At 71.0% G+C, this 21,524-nt stretch carries 20 protein-coding genes; 17 read left to right on the forward strand and 3 right to left on the reverse strand.

Annotated elements, in window-relative coordinates; genetic code table 11:
- The first annotated feature begins 20 nt into the window (after positions 1–20).
- From ACFQZY_RS13705 to ACFQZY_RS13715, 3 genes are read left to right on the forward strand one after another with little or no spacing between them, the layout of a single operon-like run.
- Positions 21–626, forward strand: coding sequence for a nuclear transport factor 2 family protein (locus tag ACFQZY_RS13705; protein WP_377416674.1), 606 nt, complete (start codon positions 21–23; stop codon positions 624–626).
- A 1-nt stretch (position 627) separates the two neighbouring features.
- On the forward strand, positions 628–1,602 hold the full coding sequence (locus ACFQZY_RS13710) for a Bug family tripartite tricarboxylate transporter substrate binding protein (protein WP_377416676.1): 975 nt from the start codon (positions 628–630) through the stop codon (positions 1,600–1,602).
- Between the two features lie 37 nt (positions 1,603–1,639).
- Positions 1,640–2,224 (forward strand): malonic semialdehyde reductase, encoded by a 585-nt coding sequence (locus tag ACFQZY_RS13715; protein WP_377416678.1) that lies wholly within the window; start codon positions 1,640–1,642, stop codon positions 2,222–2,224.
- Between the two features lie 16 nt (positions 2,225–2,240).
- Here ACFQZY_RS13715 and ACFQZY_RS13720 read toward each other — a convergent pair whose 3' ends face one another.
- Positions 2,241–3,125, reverse strand: coding sequence for a LysR substrate-binding domain-containing protein (locus ACFQZY_RS13720; RefSeq protein ID WP_377416680.1), 885 nt, complete (start codon positions 3,123–3,125; stop codon positions 2,241–2,243).
- A gap of 147 nt (positions 3,126–3,272) precedes the next feature.
- Between ACFQZY_RS13720 and ACFQZY_RS13725 the strand changes: the two genes are divergently transcribed.
- The 9 genes from ACFQZY_RS13725 to ACFQZY_RS13765 all read left to right on the forward strand — a co-directional run bounded on the left by ACFQZY_RS13725 (position 3,273) and on the right by ACFQZY_RS13765 (position 12,876).
- On the forward strand, positions 3,273–4,166 hold the full coding sequence (locus ACFQZY_RS13725) for a dioxygenase (RefSeq protein WP_377416682.1): 894 nt from the start codon (positions 3,273–3,275) through the stop codon (positions 4,164–4,166).
- A 79-nt stretch (positions 4,167–4,245) separates the two neighbouring features.
- Positions 4,246–5,058 (forward strand): citryl-CoA lyase, encoded by an 813-nt coding sequence (locus ACFQZY_RS13730; RefSeq protein ID WP_377416684.1) that lies wholly within the window; start codon positions 4,246–4,248, stop codon positions 5,056–5,058.
- Positions 5,055–6,212 (forward strand): CaiB/BaiF CoA transferase family protein, encoded by a 1,158-nt coding sequence (locus ACFQZY_RS13735; protein ID WP_377416686.1) that lies wholly within the window; start codon positions 5,055–5,057, stop codon positions 6,210–6,212. Before ACFQZY_RS13730 ends, ACFQZY_RS13735 begins: the two co-directional genes overlap by 4 nt.
- Positions 6,209–7,213 (forward strand): Bug family tripartite tricarboxylate transporter substrate binding protein, encoded by a 1,005-nt coding sequence (locus ACFQZY_RS13740; protein WP_377416688.1) that lies wholly within the window; start codon positions 6,209–6,211, stop codon positions 7,211–7,213. The genes ACFQZY_RS13735 and ACFQZY_RS13740 overlap by 4 nt, the downstream gene beginning before the upstream one ends.
- A 23-nt stretch (positions 7,214–7,236) precedes the next feature.
- Positions 7,237–8,229 carry a Bug family tripartite tricarboxylate transporter substrate binding protein gene (locus ACFQZY_RS13745; protein ID WP_377416690.1) on the forward strand — a complete coding sequence of 331 codons (993 nt, stop codon included), beginning with the start codon at positions 7,237–7,239 and terminating at the stop codon, positions 8,227–8,229.
- Positions 8,230–8,290: 61 nt separating this feature from the next.
- Positions 8,291–9,487 (forward strand): amino acid ABC transporter substrate-binding protein, encoded by a 1,197-nt coding sequence (locus ACFQZY_RS13750; RefSeq protein ID WP_377416692.1) that lies wholly within the window; start codon positions 8,291–8,293, stop codon positions 9,485–9,487.
- 19 nt (positions 9,488–9,506) lie between these two features.
- Positions 9,507–10,367, forward strand: a complete 861-nt coding sequence (locus ACFQZY_RS13755; RefSeq protein WP_377416694.1) for a branched-chain amino acid ABC transporter permease — start codon at positions 9,507–9,509, stop codon at positions 10,365–10,367.
- A gap of 33 nt (positions 10,368–10,400) precedes the next feature.
- Positions 10,401–12,170: an ATP-binding cassette domain-containing protein gene (locus ACFQZY_RS13760; protein WP_377416696.1), complete on the forward strand. Its 1,770-nt coding sequence runs from the start codon at positions 10,401–10,403 to the stop codon at positions 12,168–12,170.
- Positions 12,163–12,876 carry an ABC transporter ATP-binding protein gene (locus tag ACFQZY_RS13765; protein WP_377416698.1) on the forward strand — a complete coding sequence of 238 codons (714 nt, stop codon included), beginning with the start codon at positions 12,163–12,165 and terminating at the stop codon, positions 12,874–12,876. The genes ACFQZY_RS13760 and ACFQZY_RS13765 overlap by 8 nt, the downstream gene beginning before the upstream one ends.
- Positions 12,877–12,927: 51 nt before the next feature.
- Here ACFQZY_RS13765 and ACFQZY_RS13770 read toward each other — a convergent pair whose 3' ends face one another.
- Complete coding sequence (locus ACFQZY_RS13770; protein WP_377416700.1) at positions 12,928–13,527, reverse strand: glycine zipper 2TM domain-containing protein; 600 nt, start codon at positions 13,525–13,527, stop codon at positions 12,928–12,930.
- Between the two features lie 213 nt (positions 13,528–13,740).
- Here ACFQZY_RS13770 and ACFQZY_RS13775 point away from each other — a divergent pair, with 213 nt between their 5' ends.
- Both ACFQZY_RS13775 and ACFQZY_RS13780 read left to right on the forward strand, forming a co-directional pair.
- Complete coding sequence (locus ACFQZY_RS13775) at positions 13,741–14,802, forward strand: efflux RND transporter periplasmic adaptor subunit (RefSeq protein WP_377416702.1); 1,062 nt, start codon at positions 13,741–13,743, stop codon at positions 14,800–14,802.
- A 9-nt stretch (positions 14,803–14,811) separates the two neighbouring features.
- Entirely contained in the window at positions 14,812–18,099 is a 3,288-nt protein-coding gene (locus ACFQZY_RS13780; RefSeq protein ID WP_377416704.1) for an efflux RND transporter permease subunit, read from the forward strand.
- Positions 18,100–18,103: 4 nt separating this feature from the next.
- Here the strand turns inward: ACFQZY_RS13780 and ACFQZY_RS13785 are convergent, their stop codons facing one another.
- Positions 18,104–18,574 (reverse strand): YqaA family protein, encoded by a 471-nt coding sequence (locus ACFQZY_RS13785; protein WP_377416706.1) that lies wholly within the window; start codon positions 18,572–18,574, stop codon positions 18,104–18,106.
- 96 nt (positions 18,575–18,670) lie between these two features.
- On the opposite strand from ACFQZY_RS13785, the gene dusB reads away from it, so the two are divergent.
- From dusB to purH, 3 genes are read left to right on the forward strand one after another with little or no spacing between them, the layout of a single operon-like run.
- Positions 18,671–19,711, forward strand: coding sequence for a tRNA dihydrouridine synthase DusB (dusB, locus tag ACFQZY_RS13790; protein WP_377416708.1), 1,041 nt, complete (start codon positions 18,671–18,673; stop codon positions 19,709–19,711).
- The gene (locus ACFQZY_RS13795) at positions 19,708–19,944 is read left to right on the forward strand and encodes a Fis family transcriptional regulator (protein WP_377416710.1); all 237 of its coding nucleotides are present in this window, start codon (positions 19,708–19,710) and stop codon (positions 19,942–19,944) included. Before dusB ends, ACFQZY_RS13795 begins: the two co-directional genes overlap by 4 nt.
- Before the next feature lie 3 nt (positions 19,945–19,947).
- Positions 19,948–21,522 carry a bifunctional phosphoribosylaminoimidazolecarboxamide formyltransferase/IMP cyclohydrolase gene (purH, locus tag ACFQZY_RS13800; RefSeq protein WP_377416712.1) on the forward strand — a complete coding sequence of 525 codons (1,575 nt, stop codon included), beginning with the start codon at positions 19,948–19,950 and terminating at the stop codon, positions 21,520–21,522.
- The last annotated feature ends 2 nt before the right edge of the window (positions 21,523–21,524 follow it).

Here is a 21,524-nt window from a genome sequence, read left to right on the forward strand (position 1 = left end):
GCACCCCCCACGGAGACCCCATGACCGATACCTTGCAAGAGGAACTCCTGATCCGGCGCACCATCGAGCGATGGGCCGTCTGGCGCGACGCCGGCGACTGGGAGCGTTTCGCCACCGTGTGGCACCCCGACGGCGTGATGATGGCCACCTGGTTCCAGGGGCCCTTCCGCGACTTCATCCGCGTGACCCAGGAGGGCTGGGCCAAGGGCGTGAGCATCCTGCACTTCCTCGGGGGCTCGGCCATCGAGGTGAACGGGGACCGCGCCATCGCCCAGACCAAGATGACGATCTCGCAGCGCGGCATGGTCGAGGGCGTGGCCTGCGACGTGGTGTGCACCGGCCGCTTCTACGACTTCGTGCAGAAGCACGAGGGCGAGTGGAAGGTGCTGCACCGCCAGCCGATCTACGAGAAGGACCGCATCGACCCGATCGATCCCTCGGCCCGGCTGGTGCTGGACATGGAGGCGATCGCGCAGTTCCCGGTGGGCTACCGGCACCTGGCCTACATCCAGACGCGCATCGGCTACAACGTCAAGCGCGACATGCCCATGCTCACCGGGCCCGAGGTCGAGGCCCTGTACGCCCGCGGCGCGCGCTGGCTCGCCGGCGGCCCCCTGGAGCGCTGACATGGACCGCCGTCGCTTCTCCGCCCTGGCGGTGGCCGCCGCCGGCTCCCTGGCCCTGCCCGCGGCGCGCGCGCAGGCCTACCCCGCGCGCCCGGTGAAGGTGGTGGTGCCGCAGCCGCCCGGCGGCGGCTTCGACTTCGTCGGCCGCCTGCTCGCCGACCGCCTCGGCAAGCTGATGGAGCAGCCCTTCGTGGTGGAGAACCGCCCCGGCTCCGGCACCCTGGTGGGCACCGACGCGGTGGCCAAGGCCGCCCCCGACGGCTACACGCTGCTGGTGGGTTCGGTCTCGAACATCGCCCTCAACCCCGGCCTGTACCGCAACCTGCCGTATGACAGCCTGCGCGACTTCGAGCCGCTGGGCCTGGCCGTGGCCTACAGCTACACCCTGATCGCCCGCAAGGACCTGCCCCTGGCCTCGCTGCGCGACGTCATCGCCCACGCGCGGGCCAACCCCGGCAAGCTCAGTTATGCCTCGGGCGGCGTGGGCTCGGGCCAGCACGTCCTCGCCGCGGTGCTGTGGAAGCAGGCCGGCGTGGAGTTGAACCACATCCCCTACCGCGGCGCGCAGGCGGCCTACCAGGACCTCCTGGGCGGGCGTGTCGACCTGTTCTTCGACCTCAGTCCCACCGCCCGCCCGCAGGTCGAGGCCGGGCACGTGAAGGCACTGGCCGTCTCCGGCACGCAGCGCAACCCGATGCACCCCGAGGTGCCCACCGTGACCGAGACCGGCGTGGCGGCGATCGACCTGGAGTCCTGGTTCGGCCTGTTCGCGCCGTCGCGGACGCCGGCGCCGGTACTCGATCGCCTGCGCGCCGAACTGGGCAAGGTGATCGCCGCGCCCGACGTGGTGGAGACCTTCCGCAAGGCGGGCGGACGGCCGCTCTCTCTGGCCGCCGCCGACACCCGCGCGCTGGTGCAGGGCGACGTGGTGCGCTGGACCCGCCTGGTCCAGGACGCCGGCGTCCGGGGTGAATAATCGGCACCGTTCCAACCACCCTGACCCCCTGACCGACATGACCATCAACCAAGAAAGCTTCGACCGCCTGTTCTTCAAGGCCCGCTCCGCCAACGGCTTCATCGACAAGGCGGTGCCCGCCGAACTCCTGCGCAAGGTCTACGAGACCGCCAGCATGGCGCCCACCTCGATGAACACCCAGCCCACGCGCTACGTGTTCCTCACCACCCCGGCCGCCAAGGAGCGCCTGATCCCCACGCTGTCGCCCGGCAACGTGGACAAGACGCGCTCGGCCCCCGTCACCGTGATCGTGGCCACCGACACCCGCTTCTACGAGTTCATGCCGCAGATCTGGCACCGCGAGGGCGCCAAGGAGAACTTCGAGGCGAACCCGGCGCTGGCCGCCGCCACCGCCAACCGCAACGGCACGCTGGGCGGCGGCTACTTCATCCTCGCCGCGCGCGCCCATGGCCTGGACTGCGGCCCCATGAGCGGGGTCGACCTGGCCAAGGTGAACGCCGAGTTCTTCCCGGACGGCCGCTGGCAGGCCAACTTCCTGATCAACCTGGGTTATGGCGACGACAAGCTGCTGTACGACCGCAACAAGCGCCTCGCTTTCGAGCAAGCCTGCCAGGTCCTCTGAGGGACCCCGCGGGGCCTCAGTTCGCCAGGCCCACGGCGTTGCGGATGATGTCCGCGAACTGCCGCACCGCCGGCGACTTCACCGCCCCGCGTTTCCACAGCAGGCCCGGCGTGCGCACCGGCGTCGGGTCTTCCAGCGGGATCACGCGCAGGTCCGCGCTGGGCTCCACCGCCGTCTCGGTCACGATGCCGGCCAGCTGCGTCTGGCGCACCAGGGCCAGCATCGGCGCGATGGAGTTGAGCTGCGCGGCCACCACCACGCTGGCGCCGGCGGCCTGCAGGCAGTCGTCGATCAGCTTTCGCGTGGCGAAGCCCTCGGGCAGCATGACCATGCGCACCTGGTGCAGTTCGGCCATGCGCACGCGCCGGCGCCGCGCCAGCGGGTGGGCCGGGTTGACCACCAGGCGCAGTTCCTCGGTGTACAGCGGCTCGAACCACAGGTTCGTGTCCCCCTCGGGCCGGTAGGAAACGGCCAGGTCCAGCCGGTCGCCCTCCACCGCCTCGGCGATGGCGGCGGCCGTGAGTTCCTCCACCACCACCTCGTGGTCCGCATGGTCGGCCAGGAAGGCCGAGACGCAGCGCGGGATCATGCGCGTGTTGAAGCTCGGCGTGGTGCCCACGCGGATGCGCCCGGTCATCGCGCCGCCGGACTCGCGCACCGCCTGCAGCCCGCGGTCGATCTGCGCCAGCGCCGGCGCCATGTGGCTGCGAAGCAGCTCGCCCGCCTCGGTCATGCGCACCCGCTTGCCCACGCGGTCGAACAGCGTGATGCCCAGTTCCTCCTCCAGCTGCCGGATCTGGTGCGACAGCGTCGACTGCGTCACGTGCAGGCGCTGCGCGGCGCGCGTGAAGTTCAGCGTCTCGGCGACGGCGTCGAAGTACCGCACATGGCGAAGTTCCATGGGTTTTCCCTGAGGAGGCTCGGATGATTGATGGCATCGATCGTATGCGTCGAAATAAGTCACTTCCCATCGGTGAAACCCGACCCTAGACTGACTCGCAACAGGCCACACCAAGAGCCCGCGGACCCCGACAACAGGAGACAAGAGATGCGTCAATACGCCGCCACGGACCTCGCGCAGGCCGTCATCGACCGCATGACGGACTGCAAGGACCCCCGCTTCAAGCAGGTGATGACTTCGCTGGTGAAGCACCTGCATGCCTTCGTGCAGGACGTCGACCTGCGCCCCGAGGAGTGGATGACCGCGATCCAGTTCCTCGCCGACACCGGCCACATGTGCGACGAGAAGCGCCAGGAGTTCATCCTGCTGTCCGACACGCTGGGCGTGTCCATGCTGGTGGTAGCCCTGGACCAGGCCCGCGGCGCGGCCAGGCACCAGCCCGCGCCCGGCGAGCAGCCGCCTACCGAGGCCACCGTGCTGGGCCCGTTCTACTGGGAGGGCGCGCCCGTGGTCACCGCGGGCACCGACATCGCCGAGGGCATGGCCGGCGCGCGCGCCTGGTACCACGGCCGTGTCACCGACACCGCCGGCAAGCCGGTCGCCAACTGCCGCCTCGACGTCTGGTCCGGCGACGACGAGGGCTTCTACGACCTGCAGAAGGGCCAGGACGCGCCCATGCAGCTGCGCGCCACGATGTACACCGACCAGGACGGCCGCTACAGCTTCTGGTCCATCCGCCCCAACTACTACCCGGTGCCCGACGACGGCCCGGTGGGCAGGATGCTGCGCCTCATGGGCCGCCACCCCAACCGCCCCGGCCACATGCACACCTGGCTGCGCGCCGAGGGCCACGAGCCGCTGGTCACGCACCTGTTCGTCTCGGACAGCCCCTACATCGAATCCGACGCCGTCTTCGGCGTGCGCGAGAGCCTGATCGTGGACTTCAAGGAGCATCCCGCAGGCCAGGCGCCCGACGGCCGCCAGCTGCAGCAGCCCTGGTACGAGTGCCAGTACGACTTCCGGCTCGTGCCCTCGGCCTGAGCCCCGGAGCCCCTCCGTCCGGGGCCGGCGCTCGCAGCGTCGCGCCACGGGTCCGTCCATTCTTCGCGGGAGAACCCACTTGAAAATCGGCAAGGCCACCACGCCACGCTCGGCCATCTGCACCTCGAACGAACACCGCATCGTGGTGCGGGGCGCCAACCTCACCGAGGAACTGATCGGCCGCATCAGCTTCACCGACTACTTCCACCTGCTGGTCACCGGCCGCCGCCCCGACGCCGCCGCCAGCGCGGTGCTCGACGCCACCCTGGTGGCGATCGCCGAGCACGGCCTGGTGCCCAGCGTGCAGGCCGCGCGCATGACGCTGGCCGCCGCACCCGACGCCCTGCAGGGCGCCGTGGCCGCCGGCATCCTGGGCTGCGGCTCGGTGATCCTGGGCGCCTCGGAGACGGCGGGCCGCATGTTCCTGGAGATCGAGCAGGCCGCCGCCAGCCAGGGCGGCGACATCCAGGCCGCCGCCCGCGCGGTGGTGGCCGAGCGGCGCGCGCGCCGCGCGCCGATCCCGGGCTATGGCCATCCCGAGCACAAGACCCTCGACCCGCGGGTGACCCGCCTGTTCGAGGTCGCGCGCGCTGCCGGCGCCAGCCAGAAGTACGTGGGGATCGCCCAGGCCGTCGAGGCCGTGATCCCCGAGGTGGTGGGCAAGGAGCTCAAGCTCAATGTCTCGGCGGCCATCCCCGCGGTGCTCCTGGACGTGGGCTTCCCGGTCAATGCGCTCAAGGGCGTGCCGATGCTGGCCCGCGTGGCCGGCCTGATCGGCCACATGACCGAGGAGTACGAGGACCCGATCGGCTTCGCCCTGTCGTACCAGGCGGTGCGCGAGTACGAGTACACCGGCGGGCTGCCCGCCGGGGAGCGTGGGGGCCAGGCATGACGGCCCCGCGCCCCCTGCAGGACGTGCGCGTCGTCGAGCACGGCACCTTCATCACCGGCCCGGCCGCGGGCATGATGCTCGCGGACCTGGGCGCCGACGTCGCCAAGGTCGAACTCCCCGGCTCGGGCGACCCGTTCCGCGCCTTCAAGGGCGGCCTCTACAGCCCGCACTTCCAGACCTACAACCGCAACAAGCGCAGCGTGGCGCTGGACACGCGCCTGCCGGCGGACCTGGAGGCTTTCGACGCCCTGATCCGCGACGCCGACGTCTACATCCAGAACTTCCGCCCCGGCTTCGCCGAGAAGATCGGCGCCGGCGAGGAGCGCCTGCGCAAGATCAACCCGAAGCTGATCTACTGCGCCATCAGCGGCTTCGGCCCCGACGGCCCCTACGTCGAGCGCCCGAGCTACGACTCGGTGGCCCAGGCCTACGGCGGCCTGCTGCGCCTGCTCGTGAACCCGAAGGACCCGCGCGTGGTGGGCCCCGCGATCGCCGACGCCATGACCGGCATCTTCGCCGCGCAGGGCATCCTGGGCGCGCTGCACGAGCGCCATGCGACGGGGCAGGGCCGGCGCGTGGAGATCTCGATGTTCGAGGCCATGGCCTACTTCAACATCGACGCCTTCCAGCACCTGTTCTCCGCGCAGGAGGTGATGGACGCCTTCAGCCGCGCCCGCGTCTCGCAGTCCTACGTGCTGGAGTGCGCGGACGGCAAGTGGATCGCGCTGCACATGTCCTCGCCCGAGAAGTTCTGGCAGGGCCTGGCCAAGGCGATGGAGCGGCCCGACATCTTCGAGGACGAGCGCTTCGCCAGCCGCGTCGCGCGCATCGGCAACCAGGACGCGCTGATCCCGGTGCTGGCCGGCATCTTCAAGAAGCATGACCGCGCCGAGTGGTGCCGCCGCCTGGTGGCCGAGGACGTGCCGCATGCGCCGATGTACGCCACCGACGAGGTCCCCGACGACCCGCAGGCCAGGCACCTGCAGCTGTTCGTGGAGGCCCGCCACCCGGTGATGGGCGAATTCCGCACCGTGCGCCCGCCGGTGACCTACGACGGCGTGCGCGACCTCGAGGTCGTGCCCCCGCCCGTGCTGGGTGAGCACACCGAGGAACTGCGCCACGGCTGGTCGCCGCGCCGCAAGGAGTCTGCATGAGCGCCCCGATGAACGCCCGCCGTGACTGGCTCCTGAAATCTGCGGCGCTCGCCGCCGGGCTCGCCCCGCTGGGCGTGCCGCTGCTGGCGCGCGCGCAGGCCGCCGGCGACTTCCCCTCGCGCCCGCTGCGCATGGTGGTCCCCTTCGGCGCCGGCACCACCACCGACATCGTGGGCCGCGCCATCGCCGAGGGCCTGGCCCGGCCCCTGGGCCAGCAGGTCGTGGTGGAGAACCGCGCCGGCGCCGGCGGCTCCATCGGCTCCGACGCCATCGCCAAGGGCCCGGCCGACGGCTATGGCCTGGTCATGGGCACGGTGGGCACCCACGCGATCAACGCCACCCTGTTCCGCAAGCTGCCCTACGACCCGCTGCGCGACTTCGCGCCGCTGGCCTTCGCCGGCTACACCCCGACGCTGCTGGTGGTGGCCGCGAATTCCCCGATCCGCACGCTCAAGGACCTGGCCGACAAGGCCCGCGCCGGCGGCGTGACCTTCGCCTCCGCCGGCAACGGCACCTCCGGCCACCTGGCCGGCGAGCTGCTCAAGGTGCGCCTGGGTGGCGACATGGTGCACGTGCCGTACAAGGAGGGCGGCCAGGCCCTCACGGACGTGATGGGCGGGCAGGCCGGCTTCATGTTCTATCACCCGGCCGCGGTGCTGCCCCACATCCGCTCGGGCAAGCTGCGCGCGCTGGGCGTGTCCAGCGCGCGGCGCAGCGCCGCCGCGCCCGACGTCCCCACCATCAGCGAGCAGGGCTACGGCGATTTCGACCTGGTCGCCTGGTTCATGCTGTACGCGCATGCCGCCACGCCCGCGCCGGCGCTGGCCAGGCTGCGCGAGGCCTGCGCCCAGGTGCTGGCGCAGCCCGAGATGGTCGCCAAGCTCGGGGCCCAGGGCCTGGAGCTGCGCGCCATGAAGCCGGACGAACTCGTCGCCTTCAACCGCGCCGAGATCGCCAAATGGGCCGAGCTGGTGCGCCGCTCCGGCGCCCAGGTGGATTGACCTTCAACACGCAGGAGGACTTCATGCGTTCCAGTCTGAACAAGCGCGATTTCCTGAAGGCGGCCGGCGCCACGGCCGCCGCCGCCGTGGCGCCCGGCCTGGCCCGGGCCCAGGCGGGGTTCCCGAACCGGCCGATCAAGGTCATCGTGCCCTACGCCGCCGGCGGCACCACCGACATCGTCGGTCGCCGCATGGCGCAGCGCATGTCCGAGCTCCTGGGCCAGCCGGTGGTGGTGGAGAACCGCACCGGCGCCAACACCGCCATCGGCGCCGAGGCGGTGGCCAAGTCCGCGCCCGACGGGCACACGCTGCTGTTCACGAACGACGCCACCTTCGTCGCCAACCCGGTGCTGTACCCGCAGCTGTCGTACAACGTGCAGCGCGATTTCGTGCCGGTGGCGCCCGTCACCTACGTGGCCCTGGCCCTGGCCGTGGCCGGCAACACGCCGGCGAACGACATGAAGGAGCTGATCGCCTACATGCGAAGCCGCAAGGACCTGAGCTACGGCTCCTTCGGCGCCGGCAGCCAGCCCCACCTGATGGGGGAGATGCTGAAGAAGCTCACCGGCGCGGACCTGGTGCACGTGCCGTACCGCGGCGCCGCGCCTGCCATCACCGACGTGATGTCCGGCCAGATCCTCCTGACCTTCCCCGCCTTCCCCACCATCCAGGGCCACCTGGGCAGCGGCAAGATCAAGCTGCTGGCCGTCAGCGGCGACAAGCGCGTGCCGGCGGCGCCCCAGGTGCCGACGCTCACCGAGGCCGGCCTCAAGGAGATGGACATGGGCGCCTGGTACGCCTTCCTCGCGCCGGCCGGCACGCCGCGCGACGTGGTCGCGAAACTGAATGCGACCGTCAACACCATCCTCGCGGACAAGGAGTTCGTCGAGAAGAACATGACCAGCCAGGGCATGGCGCCCATGGTCATGAGCCCCGAGCAGATGGCGGCGCTGATCCGGTCCGAGACCGCCAGCACCGCCGACTATGTGAAGAAGTCGGGCGCGCGGGTGGAGTGATCCATCGGCCGACCCGGACCCCAGAGCGACCCTGCGAAAACAACCACCGAAGGAGACAACCATGCAAGCATCCCGTCGAAGCGTCCTCACCGCGGCAGCTGCCGCAGCGGCCGCGACCGTCCTGCCCGCCGCCGCGCAGCAGGCGCCGATCCGCATCGGCAGCACCCTGGCGCTGACCGGCCCCCTGTCGCAGACCGCGCTGACGCACAAGCTGGTGGGCGACATCTACATCGAGCAGCTCAACGCCCGCGGCGGCCTGCTCGGTCGCCGGGTGGAGTGGATCGTCAAGGACGACCAGTCCAAGCCGGACCTGGCCCGCACGCTCTACGAGCAGCTGGTCACCTCCGACAAGGTGGACCTGCTCATGGGCCCCTATGCCACCGGCGCCATCCTCTCGGCGATGGGCGTGGCGCAGCGCTACGGCAAGGTTCTGGTGCACCACACCTTCGGCATCCCGTCGCTGGCCAAGTACGACATGCAGTTCCCCGCCTGGTCGCTCGGCGCCAACCCGCAGGAGACGGTGCCCAACACGCTGTTCGACGCGCTGGCCGCCTCGCCGAAGCCGCCCAAGACGATCGCCATCGTGACCAGCAAGTTCCCCTCGATCCACTTCATGTCCCTGGGCGGGCGCGAGGTGGCGAAGAAGCGCGGGCTGCAGGAGGTGCTGTTCCTCGAGTGGGAATTCGGCAACCGCGACTTCGGCCCGATCGCTGCGCGTGTCAAGGATGCCAAGCCCGACCTGGTCTGGATGGGCGACATCGGTCTCGAGGGCAACATGCTGCTCGACGCGATGAAGAAGATCGACTACACGCCGCCGCTGCACTTCCACCTGTACCCGGCGCCCGGCCCGATGTCCAAGGCCGCCGACGGCAACAACGCCCTGGCGGTGACCATCTTCGAGGAGCACGCGCCCTTCACCAGCAACCCGGTGGCGGCCGCCTTCGTGAAGGTGTTCAACGAGCGCGCCACCAAGGCGGGCCTGCCCGAGACCAGCGTGGAGGTGCAGGCCGCGGCGTCCTATTCCGCCTGGCAGATCCTGGAAGCCGGCGTGCGCGGCGCGGGCAACCTGGACGACAAGGCCATCGCCGCCTGGCTGAAGGCCAACCAGGTCGACTCCATCCACGGCCGCCTGCGCTTCAACGGCCCGGGCAACTACGGTGACGACCTGATGAAGATCAAGCAGGTGCAGAACGGCAAGTGGAACGTGGTCTGGCCGCGCGCCTCCGCCGCCCCGGGCGCCACCCTGCAGGTCCGCTGAAGCAAGAGGAGCCCCTGGCATGACCTTGCCCAGCCTGAACCTGCTGCTGCAGTCCATCCTGTCCGGCATCTTCATCGGCAGCCTGTACGGGCTGATCGGCCTGGGCCTGGGCCTGACCTGGGGCCTGCTGCGACAGATCAACCTGTCCCACTTCGGCCTGGTGTTCCTGGCCGCCTACCTCGGCTACCACCTGGCCACGGTGTGGCAGATCGACCCCCTGGTGGGCCTGGTGGTGCTGCCGCCGCTGTTCTTCCTGATCGGCGCCGGCATGCAGTGGGTGCTCTCGCGCTTCGCGATCACCCCGTTCAACTCGCTGCTGGTGACCTTCGGCGTCACCGTGGTGCTCGAGAGCGTGATCCAGGGCATCTGGACGGCGGACTTCCGCAAGCTCGAGTCGCACTACGCGGACATGAAGTTCACCGTCGGCTCGCTCTACGTGCCGGTGCCCGAGCTGATCACCCTGGTGCTGGCCGTGGCGATCTCCGTCGGCATCTGGGCGGCGATGCGCTTCACCGACCTGGGCAAGGCGCTGCGCGCCATGGCCGAGGACGGCGCCATCGCCCGCGCCTACGGCATCAACGAGAAGCGCCTGTCCCTCGTGCTGGCCGGCGTCTGCGCCGCGCTGGCGGCGGCGGCGGGGGTCTGCCTCGCGCTGACCTTCACGCTCACGCCCTCGCAGATCTTCGCCTGGGTCGGCGTGGTCTTCGCGGCGGTGATGATCGGCGGGCTGGGCAGCCCCCTGGGCCCGCTGCTGGCGGGCATCCTGATCGGGGTGAGCGAGGCGGTCACCATGGCCGTCACCTCGCCCTCGTGGGCCCCCATCGTCTCCTTCTCCCTGCTGATCGCGCTGCTGCTGCTGCGCCCCGGCCGCCTGCGCTGAGCGCGGCGCCATTCCCCACGACGAGACACACGCATGAACCGAACGGTCGTCGCCCTCCTCGCCGCCGGTGCGGCCCTGGCCAGCGTCCCCTGGCTGGGCCTGCCGCCTTTCTACGAGTCCCTCCTGTACCTGGTGTGCCACTGGATCATCCTGGCGGTGTCCTGGAACATCCTGTCCGGGTACTCGGGGTATTTCTCCTTCGGCCACGGCGCCTTCTTCGGCGTCGGCATGTACTGCGCGGCGGTGTTCGCCGGCAAGCTCGGGTGGCCCTTCCTGGCCTCGCTGCCGATGGCGGCCCTGGTCTCCGCCGGGCTGGGCGTGGCCCTGGGCGCGGTGGTGTTCCGGGTCAAGTCGGTGCGCGGCGAACTGTTCGCGCTGCTCACGCTGGCCATCACCTTCGTCATCGCGACCATCGTCATCAACACGCCCATCGACGGCGGACCCGGCGTCTACCTGAACGCGGTCGAGATTCCCAAGCTCGGGCCCAGCCAGGCCTCCTCCATCTACCTGATGGCGGTGGCGGTGGCCACGGTCACCGTGCTGGCCGGCTGGAAGGTGCAGCGCTCCAAGCTCGGCACCGGCCTGTTCGCGATCCACGACGACGAGGACGTGGCCGAGGTCATGGGCGTGCCCACCTTCCGCTACAAGCTGATGGCCCTGGCCCTGTCCTGTGCGCTGGCCGGCCTGGCCGGCGCCATCCACGCGCTGTTCGTGCAGTACGTGACGGTGGGCGAGACCTTCAACATCACCGTGCCGCTGACCGTGGTCCTCATGAGCATCCTGGGCGGCAGCCGGCACTGGGCCGGCCCGGCGCTGGGGGCGGTGTTCATCACCGGCCTGCTGTACTACTTCACCGCCGGCAACAGCCCGCTGCTCGGGAAGGCCGCCGTCGGCGTGGTGCTGGTGGTGGTGATCCTGTTCATGCCCGAAGGCTTCATGGGCTGGATCCAGAAGCGCTGGCCGGCGCGGCGCGCGGGCGCCCCGGCGGGCGCACGCACCGACGACGCGCAGATCCCCAACACCGTCGCCCCCGGCGAGGTGCTGCTGCGTGCGCGCGGCCTCGGCAAGCATTTCCGCGGCGTGCGCGCGCTGGACGGCGTGGACCTGGATGTGCGCCGCGGCGAGATCCTCGGCCTGCTGGGGCCCAACGGCTCGGGCAAGTCGACCTTCATCAACGTGGTCAGCGGCCACTTTCCGCCCACCATGGGCGAGGTGGAGTTCGAGGGCCGGCGCATCGAGAGCCTCACGCCGCACGAGATCGCCCATGCGGGCATCGCCCGCACCTACCAGATCCCCCGGCCCTTCCCCCACCTCACGGTGCTGGAGAACGTGGCCCTGGTCGCCCACTTCGGCAGCGCGGGCCTGACCCGCGAGCAGGCCGAGCGCGAGGCCTGGACCTGGCTGGAGTTCACCGGCCTGGCCGAGAAGGCACACAGCCTGCCCGACGACATCAACCTGCACCAGCGCAAGTTCCTCGAGCTGGCGCGCGCGCTGGCGGCGCGCCCGCGCCTGGTGCTGCTGGACGAGGTGCTCTCGGGCCTCACGCCCGGCGAGATCAACGAGGCGATCGAGCTGATTCGCAAGATCCGCGACCGCGGGTCCACCATCGTCTTCGTCGAGCACGTGATGCGCGCCGTGATGGCCCTGGCCGACCGCGTCGCCGTGTTCAACCAGGGCAAGCTGCTGGCGCTGGGCCTGCCCCAGGACGTGATGAACAACCCCGAGGTGATGAGCGCCTACCTCGGGACCGCGGCCACGCCCGCAGACACTGCCAACGACGCCCGGGAGGTCGCCCATGCTTGAAGTCGATGCCATCTCGGTGCGCTACGGCGCCGCCCCGGCGCTGTGGGACGTGAGCCTGCGCGCCGGTGACGGCGAGCTGGTCTGCGTGGTCGGCCCCAATGGCGCGGGCAAGACCACCCTGATCAACGCCATCGCCGGCCTGCACCGCGTCAGCGGCGGGCGCCTGCGGTTCCAGGGCCAGGACATCACCGACCTGCCGGGCCACCGCTTCTGCAGCGCCGGCATCGCCATCGTCCCCGAGGGCCGGCGGCTGTTCACGCAGATGACGGTGCGGGACAACCTGGAGCTGGGCAGCTACATCCCCGGCGCCAAGGCGCATCGGGCGCGCAATCTGGAGCGTGTGCTCTCGCTGTTTCCGGCGCTGGAGGCCAAGCTGCACCAGCCCTCGGGCTCGCTCTCGGGCGGTCAGCAGCAGATGGTGGCGATCGGCCGCGCGCTGATGGCGCAGCCGGCGCTGCTGCTGCTGGACGAGCCCTCGCTGGGCCTGTCGCCGCTGGTGGTGCAGGACATGTTCCGGGCGATCCGCGAGGTCAACGCACAGGGCACGGCCGTCCTGCTCGTGGAGCAGAACGTGCACATGGCGATGTCCCTGGCGCAGCGCGCCTACGTGGTGGAGGAGGGCCGCATCGTGGCCGACGGGCCGGCCAGCGAGCTGCTGGAGCGCCCCGAGATCCAGCGCGCCTACCTGGGCCTGGAGGCGCACTAGGCCGGGCCGGCGCCCCGCGGCGCGCCGTGCCCGCAGGCGCGCCTGGCTCGCTCAGGGGCGGGCCAGGCCGTTGCCGGACTTCTTCACCAGGTCGCCGGCCTTGTAGCCGGGGTCCTGGGCGAACTCGTACTGCGCGGTCTGGTTGCCGGCGAAGGTCACCCCCACCACCCACACCGTGTGGGTGCGCACCTTCTTCTCGATCTCGCGGCCCGCATAGGCGCCGGCCGCCGCGCCGCCCAGCGTGGCGATGTCGCGGCCGCTGCCGCCGCCGATCTGGCGCCCGAGCAGCGCGCCACCGATGCCGCCGGCGATCAGGCCCGCCGCGGTCGGCTCGCCTTCCTTCTCGCGTGTGGTGACCGAGGTGACGCGGCCGCAGTCGGCGCACAGGGCCTCGGCCTTGGCGGCGCCCTTGGCGCCCGTGCTGGCGCCGGCGCGGGCCTTGGCATCGGCCACCGCCTTGTCGTATTCGGTCTTGGCGTCGCGCTTGCACTGCAGGCGGCCGGCCGAACTGGCCTCGCTGTTGCAGATCTGCAGGTCCGCCTGGTAGCGGGCCGACAGCTCCTTGCTCTCGGCGGCGGTCTGCGCCCCGGCGTGGGACAGGGCGGCCGAGAGGCTGCAGGCGAGCAGGGTGAGGGTCAGGCGGGATGTCATGGCTTCTCCTTGAAAGGTCGTGCCGGCTTCTGGGTCGGCTTTCATCTCAACCGTTTTTCTACGCCGAAGGTTGACAAGGCTCAAGGCAGAAGAACTTTGTTGCTCAACCATGCAGTTGGCAACAAGGGTGGGAAATTTCCCTTCACTTGCATATTTGCACAATCATGCAAATAATAGGCCGCTGATATGAAGCCCGACCCGGAGGACCGACCGATGAAGACGCCCCTGACCCTGCGCGCCGCCGTCCTGGCCGCGGCTGCCGCCCTCTTAGCGATGGCGGTGCCCGCCCGCGCCGCGGAGCTGGCTGCCGTCGTCGTGCAGCCGGGCGCGGGCACCGCCAGTTCGGTGTTCGACGGCTCGGTCGAGGCGGTGCGCCAGACCACCATCGCGGCGCAGGTCGCCGGCGCGGTGGTGCGCCTGGAGGTCCGGGCGGGCGACCGCGTCGCCGCGGGCCAGGTGCTGCTGGAGCTGGACGCGCGCGCCGCCGAACAGGCCGCCGCCGCCAGCGACGCCCAGGTGCAGGCGGCCCGCGCCGCGCTCGATGTCGCCACCCGGGAGTTCGAGCGCCAGAGGCGCCTGCACCAGCAGCAGTACATCAGCCAGGCGGCCCTGGACCGGGCCGAGGCCGAGTTCAGGTCCACCCAGGCCCAGGTCAACGCGCAGTTGGCACAGGCCGGCGCGGCCCGTACCCAGAGCGGCTTCTACCGGGTGCGGGCGCCCTATGCCGGCGTGGTCGCCGACGTGCCGGTGACGCTGGGGGACATGGCCCTGCCGGGCCGTCCCCTGGTCACCGTCTACGACCCGGCCGCCCTGCGCGTGACGGCCGCCGTGCCCCAGAGCGTGGCGGCGCGGCTGGCCCCGGGCCTGCTGCCGCGGGTCGAGGTGCCCGGCGCGGCGCAGGCGCCGGCGGTCACGCGGGCCCAGGTGCTGCCCACGGTGGATCCCTCCACCCACACCGTGCAGGTGCGGGCCGACCTTGCCGGCGGCGCCCCGGCCGCCCCGTTGTCGCCCGGCATGTTCGCGCGCCTGTGGCTGCCGGTGCCCGCCGCCGGCGCCACCGCGACGGCCGCCGCCGCCAGCCCGCGCGTGCCGGCGCAGGCGGTGGTGCGGCGCGGCGAGCTCACCGGCCTGTACGTGCTGGACGCCCAGGGCCGGCCGGTGCTGCGCCAGGTGCGCCTGGGCCGCGCCGAGGGCGGCCAGGTCGAGGTGCTGGCCGGGCTCGCGCCGGGCGAGCGCGTCGCCACCGACCCGCAGGCCGCGGCGCGCGTGCGCTGAGGAGGGCCGATGGACAGGAACGACACCCGCATGGGCCTCTCCGGCCGCATCGCCGCCTTCTTCCAGGCGGCGCGGATCACGCCGCTGCTGGCCCTGGTGGCGCTGCTGCTCGGGGTCTTCGCGGTGGCGGTCACGCCCCGGGAGGAGGAGCCGCAGATCAACGTGACCATGGCCAACGTGCTCATTCCCTTCCCCGGCGCCGGCGTGAAGGACGTGGAGCAGATGGTGGCCGGGCCCGCCGAGCAGGTGCTGGCGCAGATCTCGGGCATCGAGCACGTGATGTCGGTCTCGCGCCCCGGCCTGGCGGTGCTGACCGTGCAGTTCAAGGTGGGCGTGCCGCGCACCGAGGCGCTGGTGCGCCTGCACGACACCCTGCGCGCCCATGCCGACTGGCTGCCGCGCGGCCTGGGCGTGGGCGAGCCCCTGGTCAAGCCCAAGGGCATCGACGACGTGCCCATCGTTGCCCTGACCCTGCATGCGGCCAACGCCACCCCCTTCGACCTGGAGCGGGTCGCCCACGCGGTGGAAGCCGAGATCAAGCGCGTGCCCGGCACGCGCGAGGTCACCACCCTCGGCGGCCCGGGCCGCGCGGTGCTCGTGGAGATCGACCCGGCACGCATGGCCGGCGCCGGCGTCACCGTGGCCGACCTGCGCGGCGCGCTGCAGTCCGCCAACCAGGGGCTGCCGGTGGGCGAGCTGGTCGCGGGCAACCGCGCCGTCGCGGTGGAAGCCGGCCCCTTCCTGGCCAGCGCCGCGGAAGTCGCCGACCTGGTGGTCGCCGCGCGTGGCGGCAAGCCGGTCTTCCTGCGCGAGGTGGCCTCGGTGCGCGACGGCGCGCCGCCGGCCGCACGCTACGCCTGGCACGGCACCGCGGCGCGCGACGGCCGCCCGGCCACCGAGTCGCCGGCGGTGACGATCGCCGTGACGAAGAAGCCCGGGGAGAACGCCATCGACGTGGCCGACGCGGTGATGCGCCGCGTGGACCTCCTGCGCAACACCGTCATCCCGGCCGAGGTGCAGGTGGCCCAGGTCCGCAACTATGGCGCCACCGCCGACGACAAGGCGCAAAAGCTGATCCAGAAGCTCATGTTCGCCACCGCCTCGGTGGTGGCCCTGGTCTTCATCGCCCTGGGGCGGCGCGAGGCGGCCATCGTCGGCACGGCGGTGGTGCTGACGCTCACCGTGACCCTGTTCGCCTCCTGGGCCTGGGGCTTCACCCTGAACCGGGTGTCGCTGTTCGCGCTGATCTTCTCCATCGGCATCCTCGTGGACGACGCCATCGTGGTGGTGGAGAACATCCACCGGCACCAGCAGCTGCACCCGGGCCGCCCGCTCACCGCGATCATCCCTGCGGCGGTGGACGAGGTCGGCGGCCCCACCATCCTGGCGACGCTGACCGTGATCGCGGCGCTGCTGCCGATGGCCTTCGTCTCGGGGCTGATGGGGCCGTACATGAGCCCGATCCCGATCAACGCCAGCCTCGGCATGCTGCTGTCGCTGGCCATCGCCTTCGTCGTCACGCCCTGGCTGGCGCGCCTGTGGATGAAGGCGGTGCCGGCCGGGGAGGGCCGTGCCGGCGGGGCGGCGGCGGGCCATGGCGGACCTGGCCATGACGGCGCACACGGCGCACACGGCGGCCTGGCTGCGCGCCTCGCCCCGCTGGCCGGGCGCGTCTTCCGCCCGCTGCTGGACCCGCGCACCGGCGCACGCAGCCGCCGCCTGCTGGGGCTGGGCGTGGCCGGGCTGATCGCGCTCTCGCTGCTGCTGCCGGCCACCGGCCTGGTGCTGCTGAAGATGCTGCCCTTCGACAACAAGTCGGAGTTCCAGGTGGTGGTGGACCTGCCCGCCGGCACCCCGCTGGAGCAGACCGCCGCCGTGCTCCAGGCGCTGGGCCGCCACCTGGCCACGGTGCCCGAGGTCACCGATTACCAGGCCTACGCCGGCACCGCCGCGCCGATCAACTTCAACGGCCTGGTGCGCCAGTACTACCTGCGCGCCGGCAGCGAGCAGGGCGAGCTGCAGGTGAACCTGGTGGACAAGGCGGACCGCAAGGCCCAGAGCCATGCCATCGCCACCCGCGTGCGCCCGCAGCTGCAGGCCATCGGCCGGCGCTTCGGCGCCAACGTGAAGGTGGTGGAGGTGCCGCCCGGCCCGCCGGTCCTCGCGCCCCTGGTGGCCGAGGTCTACGGCCCCGAGGCCGAGGGCCGCCGCGCGGTGGCGCGCGCAGTGCGCGCCGTGTTCGAGCGTCACGAGGGCGTGGTCGACGTGGACGACAGCAGCATCGCCGACGCCCCGCGCACCCTGCTGCTGGTGGACCGCCGCAAGGCCGCCAGCCTGGGCGTGAGCCAGGCCGACATCGTGGCCACGCTGCGCGCCGGCCTGGCGGGCGAGGCCGCGGCCTGGCTGCACGACCAGTCGAAGTACCCGGCGCCGGCACTGCTGCAGCTGCCCGCCGAGCGCCATGGCGACCTCGACGCGCTGCTGGCCCTGGCCGTGCGCGGCGCCAGCGGCCGGCTGGTGCCGGTGCGCGAGCTGGTCACGGTGACCGACACGCTGCGCGAGCAGCCCGTCTTCCACAAGGACCTGCTGCCGGTCAACTACGTGGTGGGCGACATGGCCGGCCGCCTGGACAGTCCCCTGTACGGCATGTTCGCCATGCGGCCGCAGCTGCTCGCCCTGCCCACGCCCGGCGGCGGCACGCTGCAGGAGGCCTTCATCCGCCAGCCCGAGGACACCCTGCGCGACTACGCGATCAAGTGGGACGGCGAGTGGCAGGTGACCTACGAGACCTTCCGCGACATGGGCGCGGCCTACGCGGTGGGCCTGGTGCTGATCTACCTGCTGGTGGTGGCGCAGTTCGGCAGCTATCTCACGCCGCTGGTGATCATGGCGCCGATCCCGCTGACGATCATCGGCGTCATGCCGGGCCACGCCCTGCTCGGGGCGCAGTTCACCGCCACCAGCATGATCGGCATGATCGCGCTGGCCGGCATCATCGTGCGCAACTCCATCCTGCTGGTGGACTTCATCAACCTGCAGGTGCGCGCCGGCGTGCCGCTGGAGGCAGCCATCGTGCAGTCGGCCGTCACCCGCGCGCAGCCCATCGTCCTCACCGGCCTGGCCGCCATGCTCGGCGCCTTCTTCATCCTGGACGACCCGATCTTCAACGGCCTGGCGATCTCGCTGATCTTCGGCATCCTGGTGTCGACGGTGCTGACGCTGGTGGTGATCCCGATCCTGTACTACATGGCCTGGCGCCACCGCCTGGATGCCATCACCGGCGCGCCCGCGCCGTGAGGCCTCAGACCGGGAAGAGGTGCAGCAGGGCGACGGTCATGACGACGTAGCGCAGGAACTTGCCCACCAGCATGTACCCGACGCAGGGCCAGAAGGGCATGCGCAGCCAGCCGGCCACGGCGCACAGCGGGTCGCCCACCGCGGGCAGCCAGGAGAGCAGGCAGGCCTTGGGGCCGAGGCGCTCGAGCCAGTCGAGCGCGCGCACGTGCACCTTGGAGTGCTTCCACTTGTCCAGGACCTGGTGGGCCTCGTAGCCCATCCACCAGTCCAGCATGCCGCCCAGGGTGTTGCCGGCGGTGGCCACCAGGATGGCTGGCCAGAACAGGTCCGGGTTCAGCCTGAGGAGCCCGAACAGCACCGGCTCGGACCCCATGGGCAGCAGGGTCGCCGAGACGAAGGCGACGACGAACAGCGTGCCCAGGCTGAACTCCGGCAGGGCGAGCAGCGCGAGCAGGGATTGGAACCACGCATCCATCGCGCACGAGTATAGGGATCCGGCCGCCGCACCCCCCGGCCCGGACCCACTACAATCGTGCCTCATTTTTCAGCAACGACGCTCCCCGCCTCCCCCATGAACATCGGCCCGCATGTCCTGGCGAACAACCTGTTCGCGGCGCCGATGGCCGGCGTGACCGACCGGCCCTTCCGGCAGTTGTGCCGCCAGTTCGGGGCGGGGTACGCGGTGAGCGAGATGGTCACCTCGCGCAAGGACCTGTGGAACAGCCTCAAGACCTCGCGCCGCGCCGACCACACCGGCGAGCCGGGCCCGATCGCGGTGCAGATCGCCGGGACCGACGCGCCGATGATGGCCGAGGCCGCTGCCTACAACGTGCAGCGCGGCGCGCAGATCATCGACATCAACATGGGTTGCCCCGCCAAGAAGGTGTGCAACAAGTGGGCCGGCTCGGCGCTGATGCAGGACGAGGCCCTGGCCGTGTCCATCGCCCGCGCCGTGGTGCAGGCCTGCGAGCCGCATGGCGTGCCCGTCACGCTCAAGATGCGTACCGGCTGGTGCGACGCGCAGCGCAACGCCGTCACCCTGGCGCGCGCCTTCGAGGCCGAGGGCGTGCAGATGCTCACGGTGCACGGGCGCACGCGCGAGCAGGGCTACAAGGGGCAGGCCGAGTACGACACCATCGCCGCGGTGAAGGCCGCGGTGAAGGTGCCGGTGGTGGCCAATGGGGACATCGACTCGCCCGAGAAGGCGCGCGAGGTGCTGGCCCGCACCGGGGCCGACGCCCTCATGATCGGCCGCGCCGCCCAGGGCCGCCCGTGGATCTTCCGCGAGGTCGGCCACTTCCTGGCCACCGGCACCCACCTCGCCCCGCCCCTGGTGGCCGAGGTGCGGCGCCTGCTGCTGGCGCACCTGCAAGACCACTACGCGCTGTACGGCGAATTCACCGGCGTGCGCAGCGCGCGCAAGCACATCGGCTGGTACGTGCGCGGCCTGCCGGGCGGCGAGGCGTTCCGCGAGCGGATGCTCGTGCTGGAAGACAGCCAGGCGCAGTGGCAGGCCGTGGCGGACTACTTCGACGAACTCGGTGCGTCGACCGACCGCCTGCCTGCCGTCAACACACAACGACAAGCCCACACCAGCGTGGAGGACGCGTGAGCAAGAAACACATCGAGGAATGCGTGAGGACCAGCCTGGAGGGCTACTTCCGCGACCTGCGTGGAACCGAACCCGACGGCATGTACGAGATGCTGGTCAAGGTGGTGGAAAAACCCCTGCTGGAGGTGGTCATGGCCAAGGCCGACCAGAACCAGTCGCGCGCGGCCGACTGGCTGGGCCTCAATCGCAACACCCTTCGCAAGAAACTCGTGGAGCACAAGCTCCTGAAATAAAGAATGAACGCACTCATCTCCGTTTCCGACAAGACCGGCATCGTCGACCTCGCGCGCGCCCTGCACGCGCTGGGCGTGGGCCTGATTTCCACCGGCGGCACCGCCAAGCTGCTGCAGGACGAGGGCCTGCCCGTGAAGGAGGTGGCCCAGGTCACCGGCTTCCCCGAGATGCTGGACGGCCGCGTCAAGACCCTGCACCCCAAGGTGCATGGCGGCCTGCTGGCCCGCCGTGACGTGCCCGAGCACATGGCCGCCCTGGCCGCCCACGGCATCGACACCATCGACCTGCTGGTGGTGAACCTGTACCCCTTCGAGGCCACCGTGGCCAAGGCCGGCTGCACGCTGGAAGACGCGATCGAGAACATCGACATCGGCGGCCCGGCCATGGTGCGCAGCGCCGCCAAGAACTGGAAGGACGTGGCGGTGCTGACCGACGCCTCGCAGTACGCCGGCGTGGTGGAAGAACTCAAGGCCAACGGCGGCAAGCTGTCCGACAAGACCCGCTTCGCGCTGTCGGTCGCTGCCTTCAACCGCATCTCCAACTACGACGCCGCGATCAGCGACTACCTCTCCAGCCTGCTGGACGACGGCACCCGCTCGATGTTCCCGGCCCAGAGCAACGGCCGCTTCGTCAAGCTGCAGGACCTGCGTTACGGCGAGAACCCGCACCAGCAGGCCGCCTACTACCGCGACCTGTACCCGGCCCCCGGCTCGCTGGTGACCGGCGTGCAGCTGCAAGGCAAGGAGCTTTCGTACAACAACATCGCCGACGCCGATGCCGCCTGGGAATGCGTCAAGAGCTTCGACGCGCCGGCCTGCGTCATCGTCAAGCACGCCAACCCCTGCGGCGTGGCCGTGGGCGCCAATGCCTTCGAGGCCTACGACAAGGCCTTCAAGACCGACCCCACTTCCGCCTTCGGCGGCATCATCGCCTTCAACCGCCCGCTCGATGGCCAGGCCGCCCAGGCCGTGAGCAAGCAGTTCGTCGAGGTGCTGATCGCCACCGACTTCACGCCCGAGGCCCTGGAGGTGTTCAAGTCCAAGGTAAATGTGCGCCTGATGAAGATCGCGCTGCCCCCGGGCGGCGCCACGCCCTGGGACAAGGGCCAGAACTTCATGGACGTCAAGCGCATCGGCTCGGGCCTGCTGATGCAGACCGCCGACAACCACGAGCTGCAGCTGTCCGACCTGAAGGTCGTGACCAAGAAGCAGCCCACCCCCGAGCAGCTGCAGGACCTGCTGTTCGCGTGGAAGGTGGCCAAGTACGTGAAGTCCAACGCCATCGTCTTCTGCAAGGGCGGCATGACCATGGGCGTGGGCGCCGGCCAGATGTCGCGCCTGGACTCGGCCCGCATCGCCAGCATCAAGGCCCAGCACGCCAACCTCACGCTCGAGGGCACGGCCGTGGCCAGCGACGCCTTCTTCCCGTTCCGCGACGGCCTCGACGTGGTGGTGGACGCGGGCGCGACCTGCGTCATCCAGCCGGGTGGCAGCATGCGTGACCAGGAGGTCATCGACGCCGCTGACGAGCGCGGCGTGGTGATGGTGTTCTCGGGCGTGCGTCACTTCCGCCACTGAGC

The organism is Ramlibacter sp. GCM10027632, assembly GCF_042675325.1.
GTDB lineage: Bacteria > Pseudomonadota > Gammaproteobacteria > Burkholderiales > Burkholderiaceae_C > Ramlibacter.